The organism is Pseudomonas sp. P7758 (assembly GCF_013386485.1).
In the GTDB taxonomy this organism is placed as follows: Bacteria; Pseudomonadota; Gammaproteobacteria; order Pseudomonadales; family Pseudomonadaceae; genus Aquipseudomonas.
Map to the genome: position 1 here is coordinate 1 of NZ_JACARS010000154.1, position 24,122 is coordinate 24,122.

A 24,122-nucleotide genomic window follows, 5' to 3' on the forward strand; every position below is an offset into this window, starting at 1 on the left:
GGTGTTGCGTTCAGCGCTGGGCCAACCAGTAGTCGTGCAACGCACGGGCGGCCGGTTCGATAGCGGCTACCCGTTGCTGATGGGCATTTACATCCAGATCTGCCGGCAGTTCAAAGTTGTCCTGCTCGGCGCACCAGGAAATCTTTTCCAGTTGCCCGGCCTGTTCGGCAGGCAGCTCTGGCCAGTTGCCGATAGCGGCGCCACGGATATAACCAAAGCACCATTCTTCCGCCAGGGTCAGTGGCTGGTCCTGATGCTCGGTTTCCTCGAAACGTGCCTTGAAACCCTGGGCGTCGGTCGCCAGTTGCGTGGCAATGGCGTTCATATGGCGCACGCACAGTTCAAGGAACTGGCCAGCTTCTTCCGGGCTTTCCCAATCCGGGTTCTGCCCACCAAAGATACCGGGGAACCATTCGGCAACCTCCACCTGCGCGGGGCTTGAAACCAGGGCGGTGAAGTAACCGTCGAGCTCGGCCAGGTTCAGCACCGAATGGTCGTCGCCGTACTTGAGCAGGGTGTCGTCGATGAACTCGAAATCGGCGGGGGCGAGGGGTTGGTCGTGCATGGGCATATCCTTTGTGCGTGGAACGCCGCTGATGGGGCGGCTTAAAGCGCGGAGGATGGCGCGTGTCGGGGTTTTAATCCAGCTTCTTCAACGCTTTTCCCACAGGACGCACAGCTTGCTCATGCACATCGAACCTGCCACCGCGAGAATGATCGGCACCAGGAAGTCATGGTCGATGCGGGTGAATTCCGCCACCAGCACGATTGCCGTCAACGGCATGCTCATGCTCGATGCCAGGAACGCCGCCGCACCGATGATCGCGAACGCCCCCAGCGGCACGCCGGGCCACAGCAGGCTCCAGGCGCCGCCGAGGATGATGGCGAGCAGGGCGCCGTTGGCCAGCGCCGGGGTCAGCAAACCGCCTTCGGCACCGGCGCGCAGGCTGCTCGCCGTGATCAGTACCTTGACCACCAGCAGCACCGCGGCAAGGCCGATGGTCAGCTCATTGTCAAAGCCCAGTTGCGCCGGGCCCTTGCCGTTGCCGAGGATCTGCGGCAGGAAAATCGCCAGGCCCCCGATGATCGTGAAGTTGATCAACGACAGTACCGGCAACCGCCAGCCACGGGCGGCGTTGCTGCGGGCCGCGCCGGTCAGCCGGTTGAATCCGTAGGCGGCCAGGCCAAACACCGGCCCGCAGGCCAGCGCCCAGGCGATCAAGCCAGGGCTGAGCACAAAGTGCGGCACCACGTATTGCGCCTCTGCGCCCAAGCCAATCCAGGCCACCGATGCACCGATGGCCGAGGTGGCTAACGCAATCACTGCCGCCGGCCAACTGAACACACCCACCAACACTTCGAGCACAAACACCGCGCCGCCCAACGGCACGTTGTACACCGCCGCCAGCCCGGCGCCTGCACCGCAGGCGACGATCAGCCGGTGCATGTCCGGCGCCAGTCGCGCCCGTTGTGACAACCAGGTGGCGGCCAGCGCGCCGACTTCCCGTGGCGCCACTTCACGGCCCAATGGCGAGCCGAGGGCCACAGTGATGATTTGCAGCACGGCGTGGGCGAGGGTGGTCTTGGGCGGCATGATCGGTGCCTGGGCGGAGACCGCTTGCTTGATGCTCACCAGTGGCCGGCCATAGCGGTAGATCAACCACCAACCCACACCGGCCACCAGGCCACAGGTGATCAGCACCAGCACCCGGCGTTCGGGCGCGGCGGCGGTGACGCCGAGCAAAAAGGTTTCATGGCTGATCAGGCTGTCGAGGCTGTAGCCGTAGGCCAGATGCTGGATGCCGTGCAGCAGCAAGGCGAGGAGCATGCCGCCCAGGCCGGCGCCGATGCCGGTGAAGATGACGACGAGTGCGAGAATCAGCAGCGAACGGGTTTTTGAGGGCATGAAGGGTCCAGGGAACCGGGTTTTCGAGCCCGATTCTATAGCGCAATGGTGACGCCATAGCCCCGAGATGTAATGCACATGCGCGAACTGGCCTTCCACAACATTGCATTACGTTCAGATTACTTTAACGGCCCGGCCAATTGCCTGAATCGGACCTGTCGGCTTGCCGGTTTTCGACCCGCCGGGATTTTCCAGGGTCAGTTCAAACAGCTGGTTCGGCGCCAGTGGCGGGAGTTTGTCCAGGGGCACAGACAAGGTCTGCCCAGGCTTGACCAAGCCCAGCGACACCGGGCCTTGCCAGTCTTCGCCCTTGGTCCAGAACTGCAGCGTCTTGTCTGCCGGTACTTCCATGATGCCCAGGGGAATCAGCTGGATTTCCTGGGTATTGCTCGCCTGGATTACCCAGCCCGGCGCCTGGTTTTGCGGGGCTACCAGCACCACCACATAAGCGGTCGGGTTGATGGCGGCCGTACGGGTCAACAGCAGTGTCGCCAATACCAGGCTCGCCGCGATGCCGGCGCCGGCCAGTCCGCGCCACAACGCCAGCCTGTTCCACCATGAGACCGGCGAGTCCCGGGTGGCTGAATGCCCCAGGCTGCGCTCGATGCGTCGCCATAAATACACCGAAGGCGTTGCCGGGGCGGCCTGTTCAGTCAGTGGCAGCAGGCGCTGTTCCCAGGCGTCTACTGCCGCACGCATGTCGGTATCGGTGGCCAGGCGCTGTTCCACCTCGGTGCGTTGCTCGGTGGGCAAGGTGCCCAGCACATATTCGCTGGCCAGTTCGTCGATGCTGTTCATGCCATGCACTCACGCAATGCCGCGAGGCTGCGTTTGATCCACGCTTTCACGGTACCCAGCGGGGTGCCGAGTTTGTGCGCGATTTCGCTGTGGGAATAACCGTCTACATACGCATGCAGGATGCAGTTGCGGCGGGCCGGGTCGAGTTGTTCGAGGCAGCTGTAGATTCGTCCCGAGTGCGCCTGATAGTCGAAGGTGTTGGTGGGCGCTGCGCTTTCATGCTCTTCGCTGAGGGGCACTTCGCGTCCATTGCTGCGCACGGCATTTAGCGCCAGGTGCCGGGTCACGCTGTATACCCAGCCGCGGGCCGAGCCTCTGTGCGGGTCAAAACTGGCCGCGCCGTTCCAGACCTTGATGAAGGCGTCATGCACGATATCTTCGGCCACCGCCTTGTCACGCACGATGCGCAACGCGACCCCCAGCAGCCGGCTGCTTTCCTGTTGATACAGCCGGCGCAAGGCCGGTTGTTCGCCACGGGCGCAGGCCAGCAGGCAGGCTTGATAGTCAAAATCGGCTTCAGGCAAAGACAGGTTTCCAGGTGGAGGCCCCGGCGGTGAGCCCGGGGCGCTTTCGCAGCAGCGTAGACGAATCTGGTCAGTTGGCCGCCCAGAAGATGTAGTCGGCCTGGTACTTGACCACTTCCTGCTTGCCCTTGTTGGCCACCGTGCATTCCGTGCCTGGCGCCACGCCGCCCTTGAGGGCCACCCGCTGGATATACGCGACGCCACTCATCGCGCCCTTGCCTTCGGCGGGGTTGGCCTTGACCAGTTGATAAGGCAGGTTGCCAGGGCTGGACGGCGCCACGGCCAACTGGGTGCCGGTGACTTTCGAACCATCCTTGGCCTGCCAGGTGGCCGGCGGGCCGAAGTAGCTACCGACCTGCTGGCCGCTGCGGTCATTGAGCACCGCCTTGGGACCGACGAAAAACCATTCGGTCTGGCCGGCAGCATTGGCCTTGTCCCGGCATTCGTAGGTGATTTCGCCGACTCCGGTGGTTTCCATGGTCACCTTGTGGCCGTCCGGCACCTTGATGCTGTCGGGTAAACCGGTCTGGGCAAAGGCAGTCGGTGCAGCGGCGAACAGGCAGGTCACGCAGAACAGGGCTTTGGCGTTCATCGGTGTCTCTCCATAAGGGCAGCAAGGCGCTGCTACCTGTACTACCCACGGCACGCGCAAACGGATGCAGCGATTAGAAAATAAATCTTCAAGGGCGCACACTGTGGGCCCCCGCACTACCAGAGGAGAGATTGACGATGACCGGTGTTCACAAGTCTGCTCAACAGGGTTTCTCTACTCAGGCCGTCACGTACGCCCAAGGCCGGCCAGACTATCCACGGCAACTCACGGGTTGGCTCACCGACGCCCTGCAGATCAATCCCCACTCCACGGTCATCGACCTGGGCGCCGGCACCGGCAAGTTCACCCGCTTGCTCAGCACCGTGGCGCCGACGTTGATCGCAGTGGAGCCGGTGGAGGCAATGGGCGCGCAGTTGCACAAACTGCTGCCCCAGGTGCGCCTGCTGTCGGGCACCGCTGAAGCCATCCCCCTGGAGGCGGCCACCGCTGATGCCCTGGTGTGTGCCCAGGCGTTCCATTGGTTTTCCACGGAAGCGGCCCTGGCGGAAATTCACCGGGTGCTCAAGCCGGACGGTCGCCTTGGGTTGATCTGGAATGTGCGGGATGAGTCGGTGGACTGGGTCGCGGCCATCACCGAAATCATCACGCCCTACGAGGGCGACACACCGCGCTTTCATACCGGACGTTGGCGCGAGGCCTTTACCGGCGAGTATTTTTCCGCCCCCGAAATGACCTGCTTCCCCTACAGCCATGTCGGCAGCCCCCAGGAAGTGATCATGGACCGCTTCCTTTCCGTGAGCTTTATCGCCGCATTGCCACCGGCAGAAAAGGCGCAGGTGACTGAGCAGTTGCAGTCGCTGATCAACACGCATCCGGCCTTGCGCGGCCGTGAGACGGTTGCGTTTCCGTACCAGACCCAGGCTTATCGCAGCCAGCGGCTGACCGGAAAGGCATAAAGTCAGATCGTTTTGATATAAGTAGTTATAAGAAAAATCGCTATGCTGCGGCCAGAATTTTATAAGGCCGCAGGTAGTGGTAATGGATGTAGGTAATTTTGGTTTCTCGATTGCTGGCCTGATTGTTGGATTTATCGTGGGAATGACCGGTGTAGGCGGGGGCTCGTTGATGACGCCGATCCTGCTCTGGTTCGGCATCAACCCGGCCACCGCCGTGGGCACCGACCTGTTGTACGCCGCCATCACCAAGTCCGGCGGGGTGCTGGTTCACAGCAAGAATCGCAACATCGACTGGACCATCACCGGCTGGCTGACCCTGGGCAGCGTGCCCGCCGTGTTGCTGACCTTGTGGTTTCTCAAGAGCCTGGACACCGACCCCGCCGCCTTGAACGCGGTGATCAAGCAGTCCCTGGGCGTGGTCTTGCTGCTGACGGCCACGGCGATCCTGTTCAAGAACAAGCTGTTGGCCTTTGCCCAGCGGCATGCCGGCGACGACTACAAGATGGCGCCGCGCAACCTCAATGCGCTGACCATCATCACCGGCGCTGTCCTCGGTACCATGGTGGCCCTGACCTCCATCGGCGCCGGTGCCCTGGGCACGGTGGCGCTGTTTATCCTGTACCCGTTCCTGGCCACCAAGCGCCTGGTGGGTACCGAAATCGCCCACGCCGTGCCGCTGACCCTGGTCGCCGGCCTCGGCCACGCCAGCATGGGCAACATGGACTGGACCCTGCTGGGCTTCCTGTTGCTGGGCTCGCTGCCGGGGATTTATGTCGGCAGCCACATGGCCGGCAAGGTCCCGGACGGGATATTGCGTCCTTGCCTGGCGTTCATGCTGGTGATGATCGGCTTCAAGCTGGCGTTTTAACGCGCCGGCCCATTGCCGATCTGCCACACAAACGGCGGCTCGGTGCGGTTGATCACCCAGTCGCCGACAATCCGCGCCTTGTAGATCACCGGGTTGTGGGACGACACGGTGCGGGCGTTGCGCCAGTGCCGGTCGAGGGCTTTGCCCTGGCGCACATCCGAAGCCCCCAGTGCGTTGAACAGTTCAGTGGTGGCGCGCTGGATCAGTTCCGAGACCACCACCTGCGCCGTGGCTGATTCGATTTCGGCGGTCACATTGGCTTCGCGCTCCACGGCATCGTCCCCACCGAACCGCGCCACATAAGCCCGCTGCGCTGGAACTGCGGCTTTCAATGCGCTGGCTTCGGCCGCATACACCAGCGCTGCAACTTCACCCACCACCTGCTGAATCTGCGAGTCCTGGCTCACATGGGCGGCATTGCCATGGCTGTAGATTCGTTTGCGGCTGCGGACCTGATGCGCCACATCCTTGAGGGCTGCGCGGCCGATGCCGGCGAGGGTGGCGAGCAGCACCAACTGATAGAACGCGGTCTGGTATTTGAAACGCGTGGCAAAGTCGATGACGTTTTCCGCCTCCACCACCGCATCGGTAAAACGCGAGGTGCCGCTGCCGGTGGTGCGTTGGCCAAAGCCGTCCCAGTCATCGCTTTGCACCACGCCGGGCTGGCGGGTGCGGGTGGCGGTAATCACATCGCCGCCGGTGTCGCTGCGTTGGGCGTAGACGTCGATCCAGTCGGAAAACAGGCTGCCGGTGCTGTAGAACTTTTCACCGTTGAGTTTCCATTTGTCGCCGTCGGGGCTGACTTTAGTGACGACATCGCCGATGGCCACGCTGCCGATTTCGGTCCAGGCGCAGCCCACGATGTCACCGTCGACAAAGCGTTTGAACCAGAGGTCTCGCGCCGCGCCGGGTGCGGCATTCAGGCGGTCTTCGGCAAACGCGAAGTGCCCGCGCAGGGCCTGGGGCACGTTGGAGTCGGCTTCGGCCAGTTCGATCAGCAGTTCGAATAGCTGGGGCAGGGAGGCGCCGCCACCGCCGTATTCCACCGGGACGCGCACGGCGCCAAAGCCGGCTTGCTTGAGCCATTGGATCGGCTCGTAGGGCAGGGCGCGGGTTTGTTCGCGCTCTACGGCACCCTCGGCGATGCGCTGGAAAATCGGCCGGAAGCGTTCGGCCAGGGCGTGATAATCGACGCCGGTGGACAGTGGATTGATCACGTGATGTTCGGTCATGGGGACGGTTCCTGGGCAGTGAGATAGGTGAGCTATTGCACGGTCCATGCCGGGCGCGAAGGCACGTATTTACGGGACGGGTGCCGATTCAACTGTTGTTCCTGCAACAGCAAAACGACAAACCGCTGCAATCCATGACAGCTCGGAGCAGGCTGCTTTTCGCCTGTTTCCGCGCTCGAAGGCCGGTAGTGCGGGCCTCTCACGCCCACTGGCACAGTTGCTGCTCCACACCTCGTACATGCCAATCCGCGAGGTACAGTCCAATGAGTCAGCAAGCCGTCAAATTTGCCTACTGGGTGCCCAACGTCAGCGGAGGGCTGGTGGTCAGCAAGATCGAACAGCGCACCCACTGGGGCATCGACTACAACCGCAAGCTGGCGCAGTTGGCTGAAGAAGCCGGCTTTGAATACGCCCTGACACAGATTCGTTTCACCGCCGGTTATGGCGCCGAATACCAGCATGAGTCGGTCGCGTTCAGCCACGCGTTGCTGGCGGCCACCACCAAGCTCAAGGTGATCGCGGCAATCCTGCCGGGCCCCTGGCAACCTGCGCTGGCGGCCAAGCAACTGGCAACCATCGACCAACTCACCAACGGCCGCGTTGCCGTCAATATCGTCAGCGGCTGGTTCAAGGGTGAATTCCAGGCCATCGGCGAACACTGGCTGGAGCACGACGAGCGTTATCGCCGTTCCGAGGAATTCATTCGCGCCCTGAAAGGCATCTGGACCCAGGACAACTTCACCTTCCGGGGTGATTTCTACCGCTTCGACAACTACAGCCTCAAGCCCAAGCCCCTGGGCGAGCCCCACCCGGAAATCTTCCAGGGTGGCAGTTCGAGGGCCGCGCGGGACATGGCGGCACGGGTATCGGACTGGTACTTCACCAACGGCAATACCCCGGAAGGCATCAAGGCCCAGGTCGATGACATTCGCGCCAAGGCGGCGGCCAATAACCATTCGGTGAAAGTCGGTGTGAATGCGTTTGTGATCGCCCGCGACACCGAGGAAGAAGCCCGCGCCGTGCTCGCGCAAATCATCGAACAGGCCGACCCGGAAGCCGTCAACGCGTTTGGCGATGCGGCGAAACAGGCGGGCAAGGCGTCACCGGAAGGTGAGGGCAACTGGGCCAAGTCGACCTTCGAGGATCTGGTGCAATACAACGACGGCTTCAAGACCAACCTGATCGGCACCCCGCAGCAGATTGCCGAGCGCATCGTCGCCTTGAAGGCGGTCGGCGTGGACCTGGTACTGGCCGGCTTCCTGCACTTTCAGGAAGAAGTGGAATACTTCGGCAAGCGTGTATTACCGCTGGTGCGCGAACTGGAAGCCAAGGCCGGGATCAAGCAAGTCGCCTGAACACCACCACCGCTGCCCGCAATTTGTTATTGCCGAACCGGCACATTCGCTCGAACTCCCCATGGCTGACCGGCAGATGCTGGCAGTCCATGGGCTGGCGGTGCTGGCTGTGATCCACGTCCGGGTCGTGCAGGTACACGAAGTCTTCGTCGCAGTCGGTGACGATTACCCAGTGGGGCGACTTGGAGCGGGTCAGGCGGTAGCTGCTGATCAACACCAGCGGCTGGCCGCCTTCGCGCAGCACCTGGGGTAAATCCAGCGGGCCGCCGAGCACTTGCTCAACGTCGCTCAAGGCCAACTCTTCCTCGAAGGCGTCATGCACCAAACGCATGACGTCTTTTTTATGCTGATCACGCACCCCGTCGAGAAACAACGGCCCGCTGACATTGACCTGCATGCGCACGCGAAAGCCCCGGCGCCAGGCGGCCAGCGCCAAACCCTGGGGGCTGCAGCCGCCATGGCCGGCGGTCATGAACACGGTGGTTGCCTCGCGCCAGATCTGCAGTTCTTCCCGGCGCTGGGCCACCCGCGCAGGTTCCAGGGCACCCATGGCCATCAGCAGGCTGGCGGCGCCGCAGGTGAAGTCGGTGGTTTGCTGGTAATAGGGCACGCTCAAGGCGCGCGCGTCCTGGTGCTGGAGGATGCGTTTCTCCAGGCGCAGGGCCGGGGCGTGGTCTTCGTAGTAGTCGTTGACCAGGGCAAAGCGCCGGTAGCCGTTGCGCTCATACAGGGCGATGGCGCCGGGGTTGTCGGTACGCACTTCCAGGCGCAGGTAGGCGCAGTCATGCTCCACCGCACAGGCTTCGATGCGCGTCAGCAGTTGTTTGCCCAGGCCCAGGCCCCGGGAAAACTCGGCGATGGCGATGGAGTACAGGCGCGCCAGCGAGGTGCCACGGTGGAACAACACCAGGGCGTAGCCCAGCAATTCGCCGTGTTTTTCTGCCACCAGCAGTTGCCCGTGGGCGCGACTGACCATCCACTGGAAGCTGCGGGTGGAGAGCCGGTCCGTGGTGAAACAGTGCTGTTCCAATGCCACCAATGCAGGCACGTCATCGGGTGTTGCAACGCGAAAGGAAAGAGCCATATGACCGCCGTAAAAGTTGCGTAACGAAACGGGACTTCTCTAAAAGATCGTGCTTAATAGAAAAGGTCTAGTTCTCTAAAGCGGATCAATCAATATGTCAGCGGTACAAGGTCATTGGCGTGAAGTATCCGAGCAAACAGTGGCGGCGACAATAACTTCCAACGGTTATTTTTCCAGCCCTCCCAAGAGTGCAAGTCAAGTAGTAATCATTGTCGAGCGCAAGGAAGACTGGGCCTCGTACTTCCCCAGCGAAGACATCGTCACCGCCCAGGAATACCTTGAGCAAACCCGGGAAAACGAGACGGGCAAGCGCGTGCAGGTGATCAACCTGTGCCGCAGCTACAAGTACCTGGGGCACGGCTATTACTGCTCGCTGCTGGCCGAGGCGCGGGGGCACAAGGTGATTCCGTCGGTGCGCACCATCAGCGAACTGACGAAAAAGTCCCTGTACGGCCTGGCCCTGGATGACCTGGATAAAACCCTCGATAAAGCCTTGAGTCATCATCTCTACAGCAACACCGAAGGCTTTACCCTGACACTTTACTTTGGCCGGACCAATATTGAACCCTTGCAGGATCTGGCCCGCCAATTGTTTGAAGCGTTTCCCTGCCCGATCCTGTTAGTTGAGTTTCGCAAGAATAACGGCTGGCACATCGAAGGCATCAAGTCTGGCGTATTGCACAAGTTGCGTGATGACCAGGAAGACCAATTCGCGAATGCCCTGGACAACTTCAGCCGCAAGATCTGGCGTCAACCGCGCTCCCGCCGTCTGGCCCGCTATGACCTGGCGATCCTGCACGACCCGCAGGAACAACTGCCGCCGTCCAACGCCCGCGCCCTGGAAAATTTCGTCCGGGTCGGCAAGGGGCTCGGCATCGACGTGGAACTGATCGAACGCAAGGACTACGCCCGCCTGGCCGAATACGACGCCCTGCTGATCCGCGAGACCACCAGCGTCGACAACCACACCTACCGCTTCGCGAAAAAGGCCGAAAGCGAAGGGCTGGTGGTGATGGACGACCCGGCCTCGATCCTGCGCTGTACCAACAAGGTCTACCTCACGGACCTGCTGAAAAGCCATCAACTGGGCATGCCCGCCACCGAAATTCTCTACAAGGAGCGACCCGAAGATTTCGAACGGGTGGGTGAGCGCCTCGGCTTCCCGCTGGTGCTGAAGATCCCCGACGGGTGTTTCTCCCGCGGCGTGATCAAGGTCGAAAGCCAGCAAGCGCTGCTGACCGCCACCGCCGAACTGTTCGAGCATTCCGTGTTGCTGCTGGCCCAGGAATTTTTCTACACCGAGTACGACTGGCGCATCGGCGTCCTCAACCGCAAACCGATCTTTGCCTGCCAGTACTTCATGTCCAAGGGGCATTGGCAGATCTACAACCACAAGGCCATCGGCCAGGACATCAACGGCGAGTGCCGCACCCTGGCGGTTCACGAAGCCCCCAAGGCGGTGGTGGAACTGGCGGTAAAAACCGCCAACCTGATCGGCGACGGCCTGTACGGCGTAGACCTCAAGCAGTCCGGCGACAAGGTGGTGGTGATCGAGGTCAACGACAACCCCAACATGGACGCCGGCATCGAAGATGCCTACCTGCAAGACGACTTGTATTCCCTGGTACTGGAAGAGTTCGTGCGACGCCTGGAGTTGAAGCGTCAAGGCCAGGTGTGGTGACGCGCGATGATCCAGCGCTTTGAATTAACCGATGGCAAGTTGTACAACAGCCTGGGGGACGGCGGGGATGTCTTGCTGTTCAGCAATCCTGACCCCCACGAGCGCAAGTACCTGCGCGACTGCTACAAGCTCGATGAACACGCCCTGGCTTCGGCGCTGGACCCGGACGAAGTGTCGCGCATCGAGTTCCACCCCGATAACCTGTTCCTGATCTGGAAGCGCCCGGAGAACTATTCCGGCGGCGGCAACCTGGTGTTTGAAGTGTCGTCCTGCGGCCTGTTGTTTTCCGGGGACCAACTCCTGGTGATCGCCACCGACGACAGCCAGCTTTCCGGGCTGGGGGCGCGCCGGCCATTGCGCACGCCGCTGGATGTGTTGCTGGACTTGCTGCTCAACAACATCCATCACTACCTGGGCCACCTCAAGGTGATCAAGATGGTCGCCCGGGAACTGCAGCAGCAGTTCAATGCATCGATGAGCAATCGCCACCTGATGCAGATGTTCAACCTCAGCGAAAGCCTGATCTATTACATCAACGCCCTGCACAGCAACGGCGCGGTGCTGACGCGCCTGCGCAACCATGGGGAAAAGGAACATTTCAGCGCTGAAACACTGGGCCTGATCGATGACCTGATTATCGAGAACAACCAGTGCTACAAGCAGGCGGAGATTTACTCCAACGTGTTCTCCGGGCTGATCGACGCCCGGGGCAACCTGATGAACAACAGCATGAACAACCTGCTGCGCAAGCTGACGCTGATCAACGTGGTGTTCCTGCCGTTGAACCTGATCGCCAGCGTGGGCGGGATGTCGGAGTTCAGTATGATGACGGCGGGTACGCCGTGGTGGATTTCGTACCCATTGTTCATGGCCGCGATGGGACTCGGGGCGGGGTTGATGGTGCTGGGGTTGAAGCGGATTGCGGGGAGTGGTGACAAGGCAGTATGACTAAAATCCTGAATATCACTGAGGTCTAAATGTGGGAGCGGGCTTGCTCGCGAAAGCGGTGGATCAGTCACTGTAGATGGCGACTGTCACACCGCTTTCGCGAGCAAGCCCGCTCCCACAGGGGATGTGCGCCATTCAGACGTCCGGCTGCAACGTCAGCACCTCAAACCCATCCCGCGTCACCGCAACGGTATGTTCCCACTGCGCCGACAAGCTGTTGTCCCGCGTCACCACCGTCCAGCCATCCTTCAAGCTGCGCACCTTGGCGCTGCCCTGGTTGAGCATCGGCTCAATGGTAAACACCATGCCTTCACGCAGTTCGAGCCCGGTGCCGGGGCGGCCGAAGTGCAGGACCTGCGGGTCCTCGTGCATCTCGCGGCCAATGCCATGCCCGCAATATTCACGCACCACGCTGTAGCCGTTGCTCTGGGCATGGTTCTGGATGGCGTAGCCGATATCCCCCAGGCGTGCGCCGGGCTTGACCTGGCGGATGCCGGCCCACATCGCTTCAAAGGTCATTTCCACCAGGCGCCGGGCCTTGGGCGAGACATTGCCGATCATGTACATCTTGCTGGAGTCGGCGATATAGCCGCCTTTCTCCAGGGTGATGTCGATGTTGACGATGTCGCCGTCCTTGAGCACGGCCTTGGCGCTGGGCATGCCATGGCACACCACCTCGTTGATCGAGGTATTGATGCAGAAGGGGTAGTCGTACTGGCCCAGGCTCGCCGGTCGCGATTGCAGGTCATTGCGGATGAAGGCTTCGACGGCGCTGTCGATCTCCAGGGTCGACTGGCCGGCGGCGACAAAGCCGTCAAGCATGGTAAACACCTGGGCCAACAGGCGACCGGATTCGCGCATCACCGCGAGTTGTTCCGCCGTCTTGATCATTGCGCGCGCCCCCGGATCAGGTCGGGTTTGTCCAGCAACAGCTTGTTGATCAGGTCGTTATAGGCTAGGTGCGGATTGAGCTCGGCGAGCAGGCCGATCTTGATCCAGAACTCGGCCTGGGCGTTGATGGAACGGTCCATGGTGGCGCTGGCCAGACGGAGTTGTTCGTGCAATTGGTCGGTGATCTTGACGATGCCCATAAGCTTCACTGTGCAGGGTTGATATACAAAGCGTATACGTTTCGTATGCTTCGCGTAAAGCCTGGCGTTTCGCCATTGACTTGCCGGATGGCGCCGGTTAATTTTGATTCATGACATTTCAAACCTTTCGTTGCCAGCCAAGCATTATTACCGCCATTCCTCATTTGGCGGGATAGCACACGGCTGCACCCAAACCCGCCCTAGAGGCGGGTTTTGTTTTTCCGTCTCCAGGGCCTTGTAAACACCCAGGAGACATCCATGAGTACCCGCCCGGCGAGCCAGCCCCAAGATTCGGGATTGCTTGAGCACTACGTGAAGAAGATCCTGGCCGCCCCGGTCTACGACCTGGCGGTGCGCACGCCATTGCAGGCGGCGCCGGCGCTTTCGGCGCTGCTGGGTAATCAGATCCTGCTCAAGCGCGAAGACTTGCAACCGACCTTTTCCTTCAAGATCCGTGGCGCCTACAACAAGTTGGTGCAACTCAGCGCCGAGCAAAAGGCCCGGGGCGTCATCACCGCGTCGGCGGGCAACCATGCCCAGGGCGTGGCATTGGCGGCGCGGGAGTTGGGGATCAAGGCGACGATTGTCATGCCGTGCAGCACCCCGGAGCTGAAAGTGTTGGGCGTACGCTCCCGAGGCGGCGAGGCGGTGTTGCATGGGGCCAGCTTTCCGTTCGCCTTGGCCCATGCGTTGCAATTGGCCGAGGCCACCGGCAGTACGTTTGTTTCGCCGTTCGACGACCCGGACGTGATTGCCGGGCAGGGCACAGTGGGGATGGAAGTGCTGCGTCAGCAGCAGGGCCCGTTGGACGCGATCTTCGTCCCGGTGGGCGGCGGCGGGTTGATCGCCGGTATCGCGGCCTACGTGAAATACCTGCGGCCCGAAGTGCGCATCATCGGCGTCGAGCCCGAAGGCTCCAGTTGCCTGCTGGCAGCCTTGCGCGCTGGGAGCCGGGTGGTGTTGCCGAGTGTCGACAGCTTTGCCGATGGCACGGCCGTGGCCCAGATCGGCGCCTATGGTTTTGAAATCTGCCGGCACCATGTGGATGAAGTGATCACCGTCAGCAATGACGAACTGTGCAGTGCCATCAAGCTGATCTACGACGATACGCGCTCGATCACTGAGCCTTCAGGTGCCCTGGCTGTCGCCGGTATCCGCAAGTATGTCGGGAAGACTGGCCTCCAGGGGCAAACATGGGTGGCGATCAACTCCGGGGCCAATATCAACTTCGATAGTTTGCGGCATGTTGCTGAACGAGTGGCTGCTCAGACAGGTTAAACGTTTAACCTAAAGACTGTTTAATTTAGTTACATTCATCCGTTTGGATAGTGGTTATGAAGGCGTCAAAAAGTTTGTTGCGGGCACTTATAGCGAGCGGTCTTTCAATTTGCATGATGCCAAGGGAGGCTCATTGCAAGACGCATGAATCGACGGCACGTAATTTTGTCCGAAAGCCCCGATTTGTCTGGGGCGCAGGGCAGTGCGTATGGCGGCACGTTTAATGCTTTATAAGATCCTGTTACAACTCTGAATGAGCTACAAGCACGACGGTTCATACCTCAAACGGGAGGGTTGATGGCGGTCTGCCACGTAACTTATATAAGTAATGTCGTCGCTTATGAGGAAAGGATCCAACGCATTTCGAGCGAGCCTAGTACGCTGGGTAAGCAAAGCCGTCTGCCAGGGCTGGTCAGGCGCAAACGGCGAGCGTGTCACCGCGTTCGCCAGCCGTACGAATAAAGAATATTGATAACAATCGATTGGCAATCTCATAAAAGGAGAGGTCGGCCATGCTTTCGGATCTGGAATTACGCGGCATTATTGAAGGAAGTTTTCTGCCTAAGCGCTGTGAAGTCACCAAGGCGCCAGACGCCTCGCTGACGGTGAAGGTTTATCACGAGATCGACCATGACCGGGTCGACTTGGTGGTCACCGGCATTTGCGCGAACAAGCTCGACAGCAGTCGGGCGATCTGCAATTTGATTACCGAGTTGCGTGAAGACCTCAAGCACACCCACACCCATGCCCCGGCCCTCAAACGAGCCGGTGCGCGTCCTTTCTATTAAACGGACGTCTATTAAACGGACGGTTGAGCTTCAATCAGTGAAGACTTGCGGGCCTGGAGAAACGCCAGGCCCAACGCCGTTTCCGTGATCACCGCCAGCAAAATCCCCGGGCCCGCATGGCCGCTGATCCATTCGCTGATCCCCAACATCGCCAGCACAAAACAGCCGATCGCAAAGCCGGAGGTCATGGCATGCCGTGTCGCATCAGGTGGGGAATGGCGGGCGCGGTAAAACATGATGCCAATGGCCAGGAACAGCGCGGCGTTGCGTCGGGCGACCAGGCCGGTGGCACTGGAGTATTCAACACTCCACACCCACAGGAGCAGGTCCGGGCGCAAACCCCAGATCAGCGCGAGGGCAAAGCACAGCAGGGCAGTGAAGGTAGCGAGGGGACGGAAGTGCACTTGCATGGCGAATCCTTTCAGCCGTAACGAGCGCTCAAGGATACCCCTGTAGGAGCGAGCTTGCTCGCGAAGAACGCAAGGCCCGCGTACATTCAGGATGCCCGCGTTTCGCTGGAGTCTTTCGCGAGCAAGCTCGCTCCTACAAAAAAGCCGATCGGTTCAATTCTGGAAATCACAGGCTTCCGACAGTTTGCGATAGCCCACGTCCTGGACTTTCCCTTGACTGTCCACGAACTTGATATCGGCCTTGATCACCTTGCATTCATTGGTATCGGTTTCATGCATGGCAAGCACCTTCTGCACATCCATCTTCTCGCCGTAGTGATAAGGCGTGACGACGGGTGCGGTGTCAGCCTGCGCCATCCCCGTTACAGCCGTCAGGGCCAGTGCAGCACCGAGCATTAACGTACGCAGTTTCATGGTGTTTCTCCGCAAGTCGTTCGCAGGCTCAACAACGTGATGAGCCGCGGCCGCCCTGGGCAACGGTTGGAGCCGTGCGAGTGCGGTCGAATCAACTGTCTTCCCGGGGGATTAACCATCGATTAAGTGAGGCTTTACTGACAAAAGCTTCATCTTCATGGGGGCGTGGGCTGCGTGAGGGAAGCATCTATTACGCCTTTTTTTATCACCTCACAACCTGTCAACTCTGACAGTTGTCTGTCCTGGGAACTGTGCCATAACTAGGTTGCCCCGGCGCTTGAAACGTCTCACCCGCCGGCCATCAAACTGGCCTCCAAGGAAAGAATAGCCATGAACAATTTGATCAACCGCACGCTGGTTCTCGCGATGGCGGGTGCAACTGCCTATACAGGCGCTGTCAGCGCAGCAACATTCGTCGGTGAAGGCACGGCTGCCGGGAAGCAATGTGTTTCCTTGGCGGTCAACAACTCGGGCGTTGTGGTGGGTACCTGTACCCCGGGCACTACTTCGGGGCCATCCGTGGCGTGGGTCGCGTCCACGGCAGGCACTGAAGTTCCGCTACCGCCATTGGTGAGTGGCCAAGGCTGCACCGCCGTGGCTATAGACAATAACGGACAAATAGCGGGCTCATGCAAAATGGCAGACAATCGAGCCACCGCCGTCATCTGGAACAGCGCTACGCCGGGCGCTGCGCCGGTGGCGTTGCAAGCCGTCTCGGTATTGGGCACTGGATTACTGCCTGAGGCGCGCACTGTCATTAGTGCCTTCAACCAGAGCGATGTATTGGCCGGGGCGAGCTTAAGCGGTACCGGTGACGCAACGGCAGTGTTGTGGTTTTCCGGGAGTACAGCCCCGCTTCAAGTGTCCGCCCTGCACGACAACTGCTTTCCCGCCGACATCAACAACACGCCTATAAACGGTGTGCCCACCGTTGCGCTCGACTGCCCGAATCCTGCGTCTGGCAACACCGTCGCCAAAGTCGTGCAGAAAACCGGGCTACTGGGCACCTTGGTCACGACGCCCTTGACCACACCTGCCGGTAGCACGGGCTGCAGCGTAAGCAGCGTAAACAATGCAGTGCAGTTGCTGGGCACTTGCCACTTCTCGGCGCCGGATGTGCCCCAAGCCGTCTACTGGCCCAATCCAAGCGCCACGCCGGTTCAGTTGAGCAGCATCAGCGGTGTATCGGGGGCATCTCGAATCACCGGTTTGCGGTTGAACAATAACGGGCATGCCGTTGTGTCGTACCAGGACAGCAATGGCCATCATCTGTTGGCCTTCTGGACGCCTTCGTCGGGCAGCACTCAGTTGATTCCGCCGTTGGCAGGCGGCACACATATAGGCTTCGTGGATTTGAGTGATAACGACGTCGTGGCACTGACCAGCGAAAATGCCGGCGAGCATCACCAGGCCGCCACCTGGACTTCTGCGACGGGAACCGTGGCCATTCCACAGTTCGGCGGCGGTCAGGAAAGCGGTCTGACGGCGATATCCCCAAACGGCACTTATGTGGCAGGCGGTGCTGAAGACAGCACGGGCACCGACGATGCAGTCGTTGCAACGCTGCCATAGAAAAAGGCTCACCGGTTTACCGGACAAGTCTGATACAGCCAAGTTAATCGCTTTTGCTACCGTCGCCGCCAGGCCCATCAATCGGATGGCGTTGGCATTGGGTGGAGTTGGTTTGCAAAAGAAAATCGCAGCAGAGTTTCTTGGGACGTTCTGGTTGACCTTCTGCGGGTGCGGCAGCGCGATACTGGCCGCGGCGTTTCCGGAACTCGGGATCGGCTTCGCCGGTGTCGCCCTGGCCTTTGGCTTGACGGTGCTGACGATGGCCTACGCGGTGGGCAGTATTTCTGGTGCACACTTCAACCCGGCGGTGACCATCGGCCTATGGGTGGGGCGCCGGATGCCGGGCGTTGACGTGGTGCCGTACATCATTGCCCAAGTCGCCGGTGCGATTGTCGCCGCCGCCGTGTTGGCGCTGATCGCCAGTGGTCGTCCGGGGTTTGAAGTGGGCGCTTTCGCCGCCAACGGCTATGGCCAATTGAGCCCCGGGCATTACAGCCTGCTGGCCGCGTTGGTGGTCGAGGCGGTGGGGACGTTCTTTTTTGTGTTCATCATCATGCGTGTCACCGGCCCGGGTTCGGCTGTCGGGTTTGCGCCGATTGCCATTGGCCTGACCCTGACGCTGATTCACCTGGTGGCCATCCCCGTCACCAACACCTCGGTCAACCCGGCGCGCAGCACCGGGCCAGCATTGTTTGCCGGCGGGGAATACCTGATGCAGTTGTGGCTATTCTGGGCGGCACCGATAGTGGGGGCGGTGGTGGGCGCCATCGTTGCCCGGGCGGTTACCCGCGCTAGGGAAGCGTGAGCCTACCAGCTCATGCGTACCTGCGCATTACCGCTGAAACCCTCCAGCGTATAGCTGTCCAACTGGGTCTCCTCACATCTTCCAGAATTGCCTTTGTATCGACGGGCGTTGCGCCTGGAACCAACGTGGCCAACACGATCCCGTGCTGCGCAAACCAAGTATCCGGCTCATGCTGGCCACTTCAATAGTGCAAATTCACCCCTATGCGTGTATGTCCGACAGCTTTTCTCGCTCCCGTGCGGCAACTGATTCCATTTGCAGAGGTGCCGTTACAGAAACCCGCAGGGAATCCGGGTTGAGTGGCGCTCTTTTCTGGGCTCAAAGTTTTCAATGGGGCATAGGGTGCTACAGACTCAATGGACACATATTCCCATGCAATAGACTTCAGGTCTGTCGTGGTATCCAGTGGCGTTGCGCGAGCAACCGACGTGGCCAACACTATCCCTACGAACAAGCCAATCTTGATGTTTTTCATAAAATCTCCCGGCAACACAATGACGTCAGCGCCACTTCCTTGCGCACGAGGCGTAACCGGAGTCTTGACCCGAAAACCACGACTGACAACTGTCAAAGTTGACAGGTTGTGGAGGAAAGGAGAAAGGAGTAAATGAGTTGCCCCCGCAGCGCGCGGGGGCAGGCGGGGCTAGTTCAATTGCTGGCGGTAGGGCAGGTCCGGCCCGGTCTTGCTGCAGGTGAGTGCGGCAGCGCGGATGGCGAAGGTGAGCATGCTGCTGATCTGCTCGCGGGTCAGCCGTTGCAGGCCCTCTACCGAGTCCAGTTGCTGCTCGGTGAGCCAGGCAATCAACGCGGCCTGGAAGGTATCGCCAGCCCCAACCGTGTCCGCCATGACCACCTTGACCGCCGGGGCCGACCAGCTGCCGTGCTGGCGGCTGAACACCGTCGCGCCGTCGCCGCCGCGGGTCAGGAACACCAGTTGGCAACGGTGCTGCAACCAGCCCTGCAGGACGCTTTCCGGTGTTTGGCCGGGGTAGAGCAGGTGCAGGTCTTCGTCACTGACCTTGATCAGGTCGGCATGCTTGACCAGCTCGGCCACGCGGGCGCGCCACAGCTCGATGTTCGGCTCCGGGTTCAGGCGTACGTTGGGGTCGAGGCTGATCAGGCGCTTGCCGCTTTCCCGGCGTACCAGGGCCAGCAACGTGTCGGCAATCGGCTGCACCACCAGTGAGAACGAGCCGATGTGTACGCCACGCACTTCGTCGCCCAACGCCGGTAGATGCTCAAGTTGCAACTGGCGGTCGGCGCAGCCTTCACCGCGAAAGCTGTATTGCGGTGAGCCATTGGCGCCCACTGCGACCATTGCCAGGGTGGTGGGCGCTGAGAATTCCACGAGGTAATCCTCGCCCACGCCTTCGTCCTTGAGCACCTGCAACAGGCGTCGGCCCAGGTAGTCGTCGGAGATCCCGGCGAAAAAGCCCGTGTCGATTCCCAGTCGACGCAAGCCTACCGCGACGTTGAACGGCGAGCCGCCGGCAATCGCCTTGTAATTGACCCTGGATGCCTTGCCGCTGGCATCGTCCTCGCTGAAAAAATCAAACAGCGCTTCGCCACATACCAAATACATATTCGTTCGCTCTTAAAGGGATGCCACGTGCTGTTGATAACGCTCATAAGCCTGCTGGTAGGCGCTGACGCTGCCGGCATCCGGCAGTGTGCGGCTGGCTGCGTCGACGCTCACGCAGCGCTGGCACAACTGCGCCAGGCTTTCACCGGACTGGCACCACGCGGCCTGGATTGCCGCGCCCAGGGCTGCGGCTTCGCTTTGTTCGGTGCAGACCACTTCGGTGTTCATGATATCCGCGACCATCTGCCGCCACACCGGGCTTTTCGAGCCGCCACCGATCAGGCGGATGCTCTGGCTTTGCAGGCCGGTCTGGCGCAGCAGGTCCAGGCCATAGCGCAAGCCGAAGGTAGTGCCTTCGACCACGGCGCGGCACAGGTTGGCGCGGGTCAGATTGGTCATCGTCAGGCCGTGCAGGCTGCCGGTGGCGTGGGGCAGGGCGGGCACCCGCTCGCCATTGAGGAACGGCAGCATGCTCACGCCGTCGGCGCCGATCGGTGCCTGGGCCACCAACCCGTTGAACGCCGCCAGATCCAGGTCGAACAGCTCGCGGATGACCCCGGTGGCGTTGGTCAGGTTCATGGTGCAGATCAACGGCAGCCAGCCGCCGCTGGATGAACAGAAAGTCGCCACCGACGCCTGCGGGCTGACATTGGCCTGATCGGCAAAGGCGTACACGGTACCGGATGAGCCCAGGCTCATGGTGATCACGCCGGGGGCGATATTGCCGGTGCCGATGGCGCCCATCATGTTGTCGCCGCCGCCGCTGGACACCCGGGCGTTCGGGTTGATTCCCAGGCGCTCGGCGATGGCTGGCAGGATGGCGCCCACTGGCTGGTTGGCCTCGATCAATTCGGGCAGCGCAGCTTCCAGGCGCCCGTCGGGATCGATGTGGCGCAACAGTGCCAGGTCCCATTCACGGGTGCGCACGTTGAAATAGCCGGTGCCGGAGGCATCGCCGTATTCGGCGCAGGCGCGGCCGGTGAGCCAGTAGTTGAGGTAGTCGTGGGGCAGCAGGATATGCGCGATGCGTGCGAACACCTCCGGGTGCTGTTCGCGGGTCCACAGCAGCTTGGACACGGTGTAGCCCGGCGCGATGGCCACGCCGAGGCGTTCCAGGGAGCCGCTTTCACCGCCCAGGTGTTGCAGCAGGCGATCATTTTCCGGCGCGGTTTCGGTGTCGCACCACAGCTTGGCGGGGCGCAGCACCTGGCCTTGGTCATCCAGCAACACCAGGCCGTGTTGCTGGCCGGAAACGCCGATGGCGAGGATGTCCTGGCCGTCCACCCCGGCCTGTTGCAAGGCGCGGTGAGTGGCTTCGGTAAACGCGTCCAGCCACTCCTGGGTGTGCTGTTCGCGGCGGCCATTGGCACCGCTGATCAGCGTGTGGCTGGCGGCGCCCAGGCCCAGGACTTTGCCGCTGCTGGCGTCCAGCACGATGGCCTTGGTGCCCTGGGTGCCGCAGTCGATGCCGAGGTAGAGGTTTTGCTGGGTCATGGTAGGTCGCTCAGCATATTGTTATGGAGAACTCGGTCAATGTGGGAGCGGGCTTGCTCGCGAATAGGGTGTGTCAGTTATGCAAATATTGACTGATCCACCGCTTTCGCGAGCAAGCCCGCTCCCACATTTTTGATTCGGTTCCGTCAGTTGAGGTTGGCGAGCAGCCGCTCCAGCGTTTTGCTCACACCCACATCCTGCAGGCTCTCGAAACACCGCTCAAACGCTGCCACAAACTCGGGCGAGTTGGGAATAGCCGTACCAAAAATCTCTTCCACCCCCAGCAGCCGCTTGCTGATCAACGCATCTTCCGTCACCAGCCCCTGGCAAAACTCGGCGCGAGGGTCTGGAATGCGGTAGATCACCCCATTCTCATCCACGCCTTTCAAGTACAACGCCCAGGCCGCCACCACCAGCGCAGCACGCTCGGTCTCGCGACCATCGGCAATCAGGCGGTTGATGGTCGGTACGGTGAACTTGGGAAACTTCGACGAACCATCGGAACACACGCGCTCCAGCTGGTCGGCAATCGCCTGGTTGGAAAAGCGGTCCACCAGGGTCTGCTTGTATTCGGTCAGGTCGATACCCGGTACCGGCGCCAGGTTGGGCGTGACGTCCAGGTCCATGTAGGCGCGCATGTAGGCCACGAACAACGGGTCGTTCATGGTCTCGTGGACGAAGCGATAGCCCTTCAGGAAGCCCAGGTACGTCAATGCCAGGTGGCTGCCGTTGAGCAGGCCGATCTTCATCTCTTCATACGGTGTCACGTCATCGGTGAACTGCACGCCCACCGTCTCCCACGCGGGGCGGCCGTTGACGAACTTGTCTTCCAGCACCCACTGCACAAACGGCTCGCAGACCACCGGCCAGGCGTCGTCGATGCCGTGATCGTCATGCAATTGCAGGCGGTGCGCGGTGCTGGTCATTGGCGTGATGCGGTCGACCATCGCATTCGGAAAGCTCACGTTGGCCTTGATCCACTCGTGCAGGTCGGCGTCATGCAGCGCGGCGAAGGCCAGCAACGCCTTGCGGGTCACGGCGCCGTTGTGGGGCAGGTTATCGCAGGACATCACGGTAAACGCCGGCACCCCGGCCGCCCGGCGCTGGGTCAACGCCGCGCAGATAAACCCGAACACGGTTTTCGGCGAGCCCGGGTTGGCCAGGTCATGCTGGATCTGCGGCAGGTGGGCCATGAACTCGCCGTTGCTGTCGTCGATGCAGTAGCCGCCTTCGGTGATGGTCAGCGAGACGATGCGAATCTGCGGGCTGGCCAGCTTGTCGATCAACGCCTGGGCGCCGTCTTCGGCCAGCAGCATGTCGCTGATGGAGCCGATCACGCGCACTTCGGTGTCGTCGGTGTCGCCCAGTTCATACAGGGTGAACAGGTAGTCCTGGCCGGCCAGGTCGTCCCGCGCCTTGCGGTCCTCGCTGCGCAGGCCCACACCACAAATGCTCCAGTCCAGGCCTGTGCCGGTATTCATCAAGGCATCGGTGTAATACGCCTGGTGGGCGCGGTGGAACCCGCCAACGCCGATGTGCGCGATGCCCTGGCTGGTATTGGCAATCGCATAGGCCGGCAGTTGCACTTCGGGCGCCAGTTGCGTGAGGTTTTGCTTGTTCAGTTTCATCGGGAAATTCTCGCGAAATCAGGCGGCGGCGCGCAGTGGGCGGGCCACGGCAACACCCTCAGCGTCGAACAGATGGCATTGGGTCGGGTCCAGGTACAGCTGCAGGGTCTCGCCATACTGGCTGGCCATGTCGCCACGGATCCGCAGGGTCAACGGCTCCTTGCTGGCGGTAATCACGTGGCAGAAGGTGTCGCTGCCGAGGCGCTCGCCGACGTCGGCGGTGACGGTCAGGGTGGCTTGCCCCGGCGCGGCGATTTCCAGGTGCTCCGGGCGAATGCCCAGGGTCACGGCGCTGCCGACGCTCAAGCTCGCGCTGCTCAGGGGCAGGCTGATGCGGCCGCCGGCGTCCAGTTCGACTTCGCAGCTCTGTGGGTCAACGCGAGTGACCTTGCCCTTGAGGAAACCCATTTTCGGCGTGCCCAAAAAGCCTGCGACAAACAGGTTGGCCGGCTGGTGATACAGCTCCAGCGGCGAGCCCACCTGTTCCACGCGGCCGCTGTTGAGTACGACAACCTTGTCGGCCAGGGTCATGGCTTCGACCTGGTCGTGGGTCACGTAGATCATCGTGGCTTGCAGCTCTTTATGCAGGCGCGACAGCTCCAGGCGCATCTGCACCCGCAGGGCGGCATCGAGGTTGGACAGCGGTTCGTCGAACAGGAAGATCTTCGGGTTACGCACAATCGCACGGCCAATGGCGACACGCTGGCGCTGGCCGCCGGACAACTGCTTTGGCTTGCGCTCAAGCAAAGGGCCCAGCTCCAGGATACGTGCTGCTTCGTTGACCTTGCTCTCGACAATCTTCTTGTCGACGCCGGCCAGGTCCAGGGCAAACGACATGTTCTTGCGCACGCTCATGTGCGGGTACAGGGCGTAGGTCTGGAACACCATCGCCAGGTCGCGCTTGGCCGGGGTGACTTCGGTGATGTCGCGGCCATCCAGTTCGATGGTGCCTTCGGTGACTTCTTCCAGGCCGGCAATCAGGCGCAGCAGGGTGGATTTACCGCAGCCCGACGGGCCGACGAACACCACGAATTCCTTGTCGTTCACCTCAAGGTCGATGCCCTTGATGATGGAGAAGCCTTCGAAGCCTTTTTGCAGATTCTTGATTTTCAGGTTGGCCATGATGGGCCTCCGCTTCTAAATATTTTTGAAGGA

At 61.2% G+C, this 24,122-nt stretch carries 24 protein-coding genes; 9 read left to right on the forward strand and 15 right to left on the reverse strand.

Features of this window, described 5'->3' with window-relative positions:
• Window positions 1-10: 10 nt before the first annotated feature.
• The 5 genes from HX873_RS27425 to HX873_RS27445 all read right to left on the reverse strand — a co-directional run bounded on the left by HX873_RS27425 (window position 11) and on the right by HX873_RS27445 (window position 3,820).
• The gene (locus HX873_RS27425) at window positions 11-565 is read right to left on the reverse strand and encodes a UPF0149 family protein (protein ID WP_008430812.1); all 555 of its coding nucleotides are present in this window, start codon (window positions 563-565) and stop codon (window positions 11-13) included.
• Window positions 566-652: 87 nt separating this feature from the next.
• Window positions 653-1,906, reverse strand: a complete 1,254-nt coding sequence (locus HX873_RS27430; RefSeq protein ID WP_087692701.1) for a chloride channel protein — start codon at window positions 1,904-1,906, stop codon at window positions 653-655.
• A gap of 114 nt (window positions 1,907-2,020) precedes the next feature.
• The gene (locus HX873_RS27435; protein ID WP_134326711.1) at window positions 2,021-2,704 is read right to left on the reverse strand and encodes an anti-sigma factor domain-containing protein; all 684 of its coding nucleotides are present in this window, start codon (window positions 2,702-2,704) and stop codon (window positions 2,021-2,023) included.
• Window positions 2,701-3,228 carry a sigma-70 family RNA polymerase sigma factor gene (locus tag HX873_RS27440; protein WP_177123493.1) on the reverse strand — a complete coding sequence of 176 codons (528 nt, stop codon included), beginning with the start codon at window positions 3,226-3,228 and terminating at the stop codon, window positions 2,701-2,703. Before HX873_RS27440 ends, HX873_RS27435 begins: the two co-directional genes overlap by 4 nt.
• Window positions 3,229-3,298: 70 nt before the next feature.
• Window positions 3,299-3,820, reverse strand: coding sequence for a DUF3455 domain-containing protein (locus tag HX873_RS27445; RefSeq protein ID WP_102605855.1), 522 nt, complete (start codon window positions 3,818-3,820; stop codon window positions 3,299-3,301).
• 137 nt (window positions 3,821-3,957) lie between these two features.
• On the opposite strand from HX873_RS27445, the gene HX873_RS27450 reads away from it, so the two are divergent.
• Together HX873_RS27450 and HX873_RS27455 are read left to right on the forward strand one after the other, a co-directional pair.
• On the forward strand, window positions 3,958-4,737 hold the full coding sequence (locus tag HX873_RS27450) for a class I SAM-dependent methyltransferase (RefSeq protein ID WP_177022561.1): 780 nt from the start codon (window positions 3,958-3,960) through the stop codon (window positions 4,735-4,737).
• Window positions 4,738-4,819: 82 nt separating this feature from the next.
• A complete protein-coding gene (locus HX873_RS27455) occupies window positions 4,820-5,605 on the forward strand; it encodes a sulfite exporter TauE/SafE family protein (protein ID WP_008430805.1) in 786 nt (261 codons plus the stop codon).
• On the opposite strand, the gene HX873_RS27460 is transcribed toward HX873_RS27455, so the two are convergent.
• Entirely contained in the window at window positions 5,602-6,837 is a 1,236-nt protein-coding gene (locus tag HX873_RS27460) for an acyl-CoA dehydrogenase family protein (RefSeq protein WP_177123494.1), read from the reverse strand. The genes HX873_RS27455 and HX873_RS27460 overlap by 4 nt on opposite strands.
• A 263-nt stretch (window positions 6,838-7,100) precedes the next feature.
• Here HX873_RS27460 and sfnG point away from each other — a divergent pair, with 263 nt between their 5' ends.
• Window positions 7,101-8,192: a dimethylsulfone monooxygenase SfnG gene (sfnG, locus tag HX873_RS27465; RefSeq protein ID WP_087692696.1), complete on the forward strand. Its 1,092-nt coding sequence runs from the start codon at window positions 7,101-7,103 to the stop codon at window positions 8,190-8,192.
• On the opposite strand, the gene HX873_RS27470 is transcribed toward sfnG, so the two are convergent.
• Window positions 8,176-9,276 (reverse strand): GNAT family N-acetyltransferase/peptidase C39 family protein, encoded by a 1,101-nt coding sequence (locus HX873_RS27470; RefSeq protein ID WP_177123495.1) that lies wholly within the window; start codon window positions 9,274-9,276, stop codon window positions 8,176-8,178. The genes sfnG and HX873_RS27470 overlap by 17 nt on opposite strands.
• A 94-nt stretch (window positions 9,277-9,370) precedes the next feature.
• On the opposite strand from HX873_RS27470, the gene HX873_RS27475 reads away from it, so the two are divergent.
• Window positions 9,371-10,957 carry a RimK family protein gene (locus HX873_RS27475; RefSeq protein ID WP_003215278.1) on the forward strand — a complete coding sequence of 529 codons (1,587 nt, stop codon included), beginning with the start codon at window positions 9,371-9,373 and terminating at the stop codon, window positions 10,955-10,957.
• A gap of 6 nt (window positions 10,958-10,963) precedes the next feature.
• Complete coding sequence (locus HX873_RS27480) at window positions 10,964-11,905, forward strand: magnesium transporter CorA family protein (protein WP_008430799.1); 942 nt, start codon at window positions 10,964-10,966, stop codon at window positions 11,903-11,905.
• 135 nt (window positions 11,906-12,040) lie between these two features.
• Here HX873_RS27480 and map read toward each other — a convergent pair whose 3' ends face one another.
• On the reverse strand, window positions 12,041-12,796 hold the full coding sequence (gene map / locus HX873_RS27485; RefSeq protein WP_177123496.1) for a type I methionyl aminopeptidase: 756 nt from the start codon (window positions 12,794-12,796) through the stop codon (window positions 12,041-12,043).
• Window positions 12,793-12,996 (reverse strand): ParD-like family protein, encoded by a 204-nt coding sequence (locus tag HX873_RS27490; RefSeq protein WP_017475587.1) that lies wholly within the window; start codon window positions 12,994-12,996, stop codon window positions 12,793-12,795. The genes map and HX873_RS27490 overlap by 4 nt, the downstream gene beginning before the upstream one ends.
• Window positions 12,997-13,254: 258 nt before the next feature.
• On the opposite strand from HX873_RS27490, the gene ilvA reads away from it, so the two are divergent.
• Both ilvA and HX873_RS27500 read left to right on the forward strand, forming a co-directional pair.
• On the forward strand, window positions 13,255-14,274 hold the full coding sequence (gene ilvA, locus HX873_RS27495) for a threonine ammonia-lyase, biosynthetic (protein ID WP_102606112.1): 1,020 nt from the start codon (window positions 13,255-13,257) through the stop codon (window positions 14,272-14,274).
• Between the two features lie 512 nt (window positions 14,275-14,786).
• Window positions 14,787-15,062 (forward strand): DUF1652 domain-containing protein, encoded by a 276-nt coding sequence (locus tag HX873_RS27500; protein ID WP_063029815.1) that lies wholly within the window; start codon window positions 14,787-14,789, stop codon window positions 15,060-15,062.
• A gap of 11 nt (window positions 15,063-15,073) precedes the next feature.
• On the opposite strand, the gene HX873_RS27505 is transcribed toward HX873_RS27500, so the two are convergent.
• Both HX873_RS27505 and HX873_RS27510 read right to left on the reverse strand, forming a co-directional pair.
• Window positions 15,074-15,472: a hypothetical protein gene (locus HX873_RS27505; RefSeq protein WP_102369172.1), complete on the reverse strand. Its 399-nt coding sequence runs from the start codon at window positions 15,470-15,472 to the stop codon at window positions 15,074-15,076.
• A 153-nt stretch (window positions 15,473-15,625) separates the two neighbouring features.
• Complete coding sequence (locus HX873_RS27510; RefSeq protein WP_008436118.1) at window positions 15,626-15,886, reverse strand: DUF2790 domain-containing protein; 261 nt, start codon at window positions 15,884-15,886, stop codon at window positions 15,626-15,628.
• Window positions 15,887-16,216: 330 nt separating this feature from the next.
• On the opposite strand from HX873_RS27510, the gene HX873_RS27515 reads away from it, so the two are divergent.
• Both HX873_RS27515 and aqpZ read left to right on the forward strand, forming a co-directional pair.
• On the forward strand, window positions 16,217-17,458 hold the full coding sequence (locus tag HX873_RS27515) for a hypothetical protein (protein ID WP_008436119.1): 1,242 nt from the start codon (window positions 16,217-16,219) through the stop codon (window positions 17,456-17,458).
• Window positions 17,459-17,570: 112 nt separating this feature from the next.
• The gene (aqpZ, locus tag HX873_RS27520; RefSeq protein WP_008436121.1) at window positions 17,571-18,263 is read left to right on the forward strand and encodes an aquaporin Z; all 693 of its coding nucleotides are present in this window, start codon (window positions 17,571-17,573) and stop codon (window positions 18,261-18,263) included.
• A 643-nt stretch (window positions 18,264-18,906) separates the two neighbouring features.
• Here the strand turns inward: aqpZ and HX873_RS27525 are convergent.
• From HX873_RS27525 to HX873_RS27540, 4 genes are all read right to left on the reverse strand, one after another.
• Window positions 18,907-19,845: a carbohydrate kinase gene (locus HX873_RS27525; RefSeq protein WP_177123497.1), complete on the reverse strand. Its 939-nt coding sequence runs from the start codon at window positions 19,843-19,845 to the stop codon at window positions 18,907-18,909.
• Window positions 19,846-19,857: 12 nt separating this feature from the next.
• A complete protein-coding gene (gene xylB, locus HX873_RS27530) occupies window positions 19,858-21,339 on the reverse strand; it encodes a xylulokinase (protein WP_177123498.1) in 1,482 nt (493 codons plus the stop codon).
• A 146-nt stretch (window positions 21,340-21,485) separates the two neighbouring features.
• Window positions 21,486-22,967, reverse strand: coding sequence for a mannitol dehydrogenase family protein (locus HX873_RS27535; protein ID WP_102606107.1), 1,482 nt, complete (start codon window positions 22,965-22,967; stop codon window positions 21,486-21,488).
• Between the two features lie 18 nt (window positions 22,968-22,985).
• Window positions 22,986-24,089, reverse strand: a complete 1,104-nt coding sequence (locus HX873_RS27540; protein WP_102606106.1) for an ABC transporter ATP-binding protein — start codon at window positions 24,087-24,089, stop codon at window positions 22,986-22,988.
• Window positions 24,090-24,122 lie beyond the last annotated feature (33 nt).

Excerpts from the sequence above, each read along its gene's own strand:
- ilvA (WP_102606112.1), top strand. The coding sequence starts at position 13,255 with ATGAGTACCCGCCCGGCGAGCCAGCCCCAAGATTCGGGATTGCTTGAG.
- HX873_RS27435 (WP_134326711.1), bottom strand. The coding sequence starts at position 2,704 with ATGAACAGCATCGACGAACTGGCCAGCGAATATGTGCTGGGCACCTTG.
- HX873_RS27425 (WP_008430812.1), bottom strand. The coding sequence starts at position 565 with ATGCACGACCAACCCCTCGCCCCCGCCGATTTCGAGTTCATCGACGAC.
- sfnG (WP_087692696.1), top strand. The coding sequence starts at position 7,101 with ATGAGTCAGCAAGCCGTCAAATTTGCCTACTGGGTGCCCAACGTCAGC.
- HX873_RS27470 (WP_177123495.1), bottom strand. The coding sequence starts at position 9,276 with ATGGCTCTTTCCTTTCGCGTTGCAACACCCGATGACGTGCCTGCATTG.
- HX873_RS27450 (WP_177022561.1), top strand. The coding sequence starts at position 3,958 with ATGACCGGTGTTCACAAGTCTGCTCAACAGGGTTTCTCTACTCAGGCC.
- map (WP_177123496.1), bottom strand. The coding sequence starts at position 12,796 with ATGATCAAGACGGCGGAACAACTCGCGGTGATGCGCGAATCCGGTCGC.
- HX873_RS27510 (WP_008436118.1), bottom strand. The coding sequence starts at position 15,886 with ATGAAACTGCGTACGTTAATGCTCGGTGCTGCACTGGCCCTGACGGCT.
- HX873_RS27460 (WP_177123494.1), bottom strand. The coding sequence starts at position 6,837 with ATGACCGAACATCACGTGATCAATCCACTGTCCACCGGCGTCGATTAT.
- HX873_RS27525 (WP_177123497.1), bottom strand. The coding sequence starts at position 19,845 with ATGTATTTGGTATGTGGCGAAGCGCTGTTTGATTTTTTCAGCGAGGAC.
- HX873_RS27475 (WP_003215278.1), top strand. The coding sequence starts at position 9,371 with ATGTCAGCGGTACAAGGTCATTGGCGTGAAGTATCCGAGCAAACAGTG.
- HX873_RS27430 (WP_087692701.1), bottom strand. The coding sequence starts at position 1,906 with ATGCCCTCAAAAACCCGTTCGCTGCTGATTCTCGCACTCGTCGTCATC.
- HX873_RS27515 (WP_008436119.1), top strand. The coding sequence starts at position 16,217 with ATGAACAATTTGATCAACCGCACGCTGGTTCTCGCGATGGCGGGTGCA.
- HX873_RS27500 (WP_063029815.1), top strand. The coding sequence starts at position 14,787 with ATGCTTTCGGATCTGGAATTACGCGGCATTATTGAAGGAAGTTTTCTG.
- HX873_RS27535 (WP_102606107.1), bottom strand. The coding sequence starts at position 22,967 with ATGAAACTGAACAAGCAAAACCTCACGCAACTGGCGCCCGAAGTGCAA.
- HX873_RS27480 (WP_008430799.1), top strand. The coding sequence starts at position 10,964 with ATGATCCAGCGCTTTGAATTAACCGATGGCAAGTTGTACAACAGCCTG.
- HX873_RS27540 (WP_102606106.1), bottom strand. The coding sequence starts at position 24,089 with ATGGCCAACCTGAAAATCAAGAATCTGCAAAAAGGCTTCGAAGGCTTC.
- HX873_RS27490 (WP_017475587.1), bottom strand. The coding sequence starts at position 12,996 with ATGGGCATCGTCAAGATCACCGACCAATTGCACGAACAACTCCGTCTG.
- HX873_RS27445 (WP_102605855.1), bottom strand. The coding sequence starts at position 3,820 with ATGAACGCCAAAGCCCTGTTCTGCGTGACCTGCCTGTTCGCCGCTGCA.
- HX873_RS27505 (WP_102369172.1), bottom strand. The coding sequence starts at position 15,472 with ATGCAAGTGCACTTCCGTCCCCTCGCTACCTTCACTGCCCTGCTGTGC.
- xylB (WP_177123498.1), bottom strand. The coding sequence starts at position 21,339 with ATGACCCAGCAAAACCTCTACCTCGGCATCGACTGCGGCACCCAGGGC.
- HX873_RS27455 (WP_008430805.1), top strand. The coding sequence starts at position 4,820 with ATGGATGTAGGTAATTTTGGTTTCTCGATTGCTGGCCTGATTGTTGGA.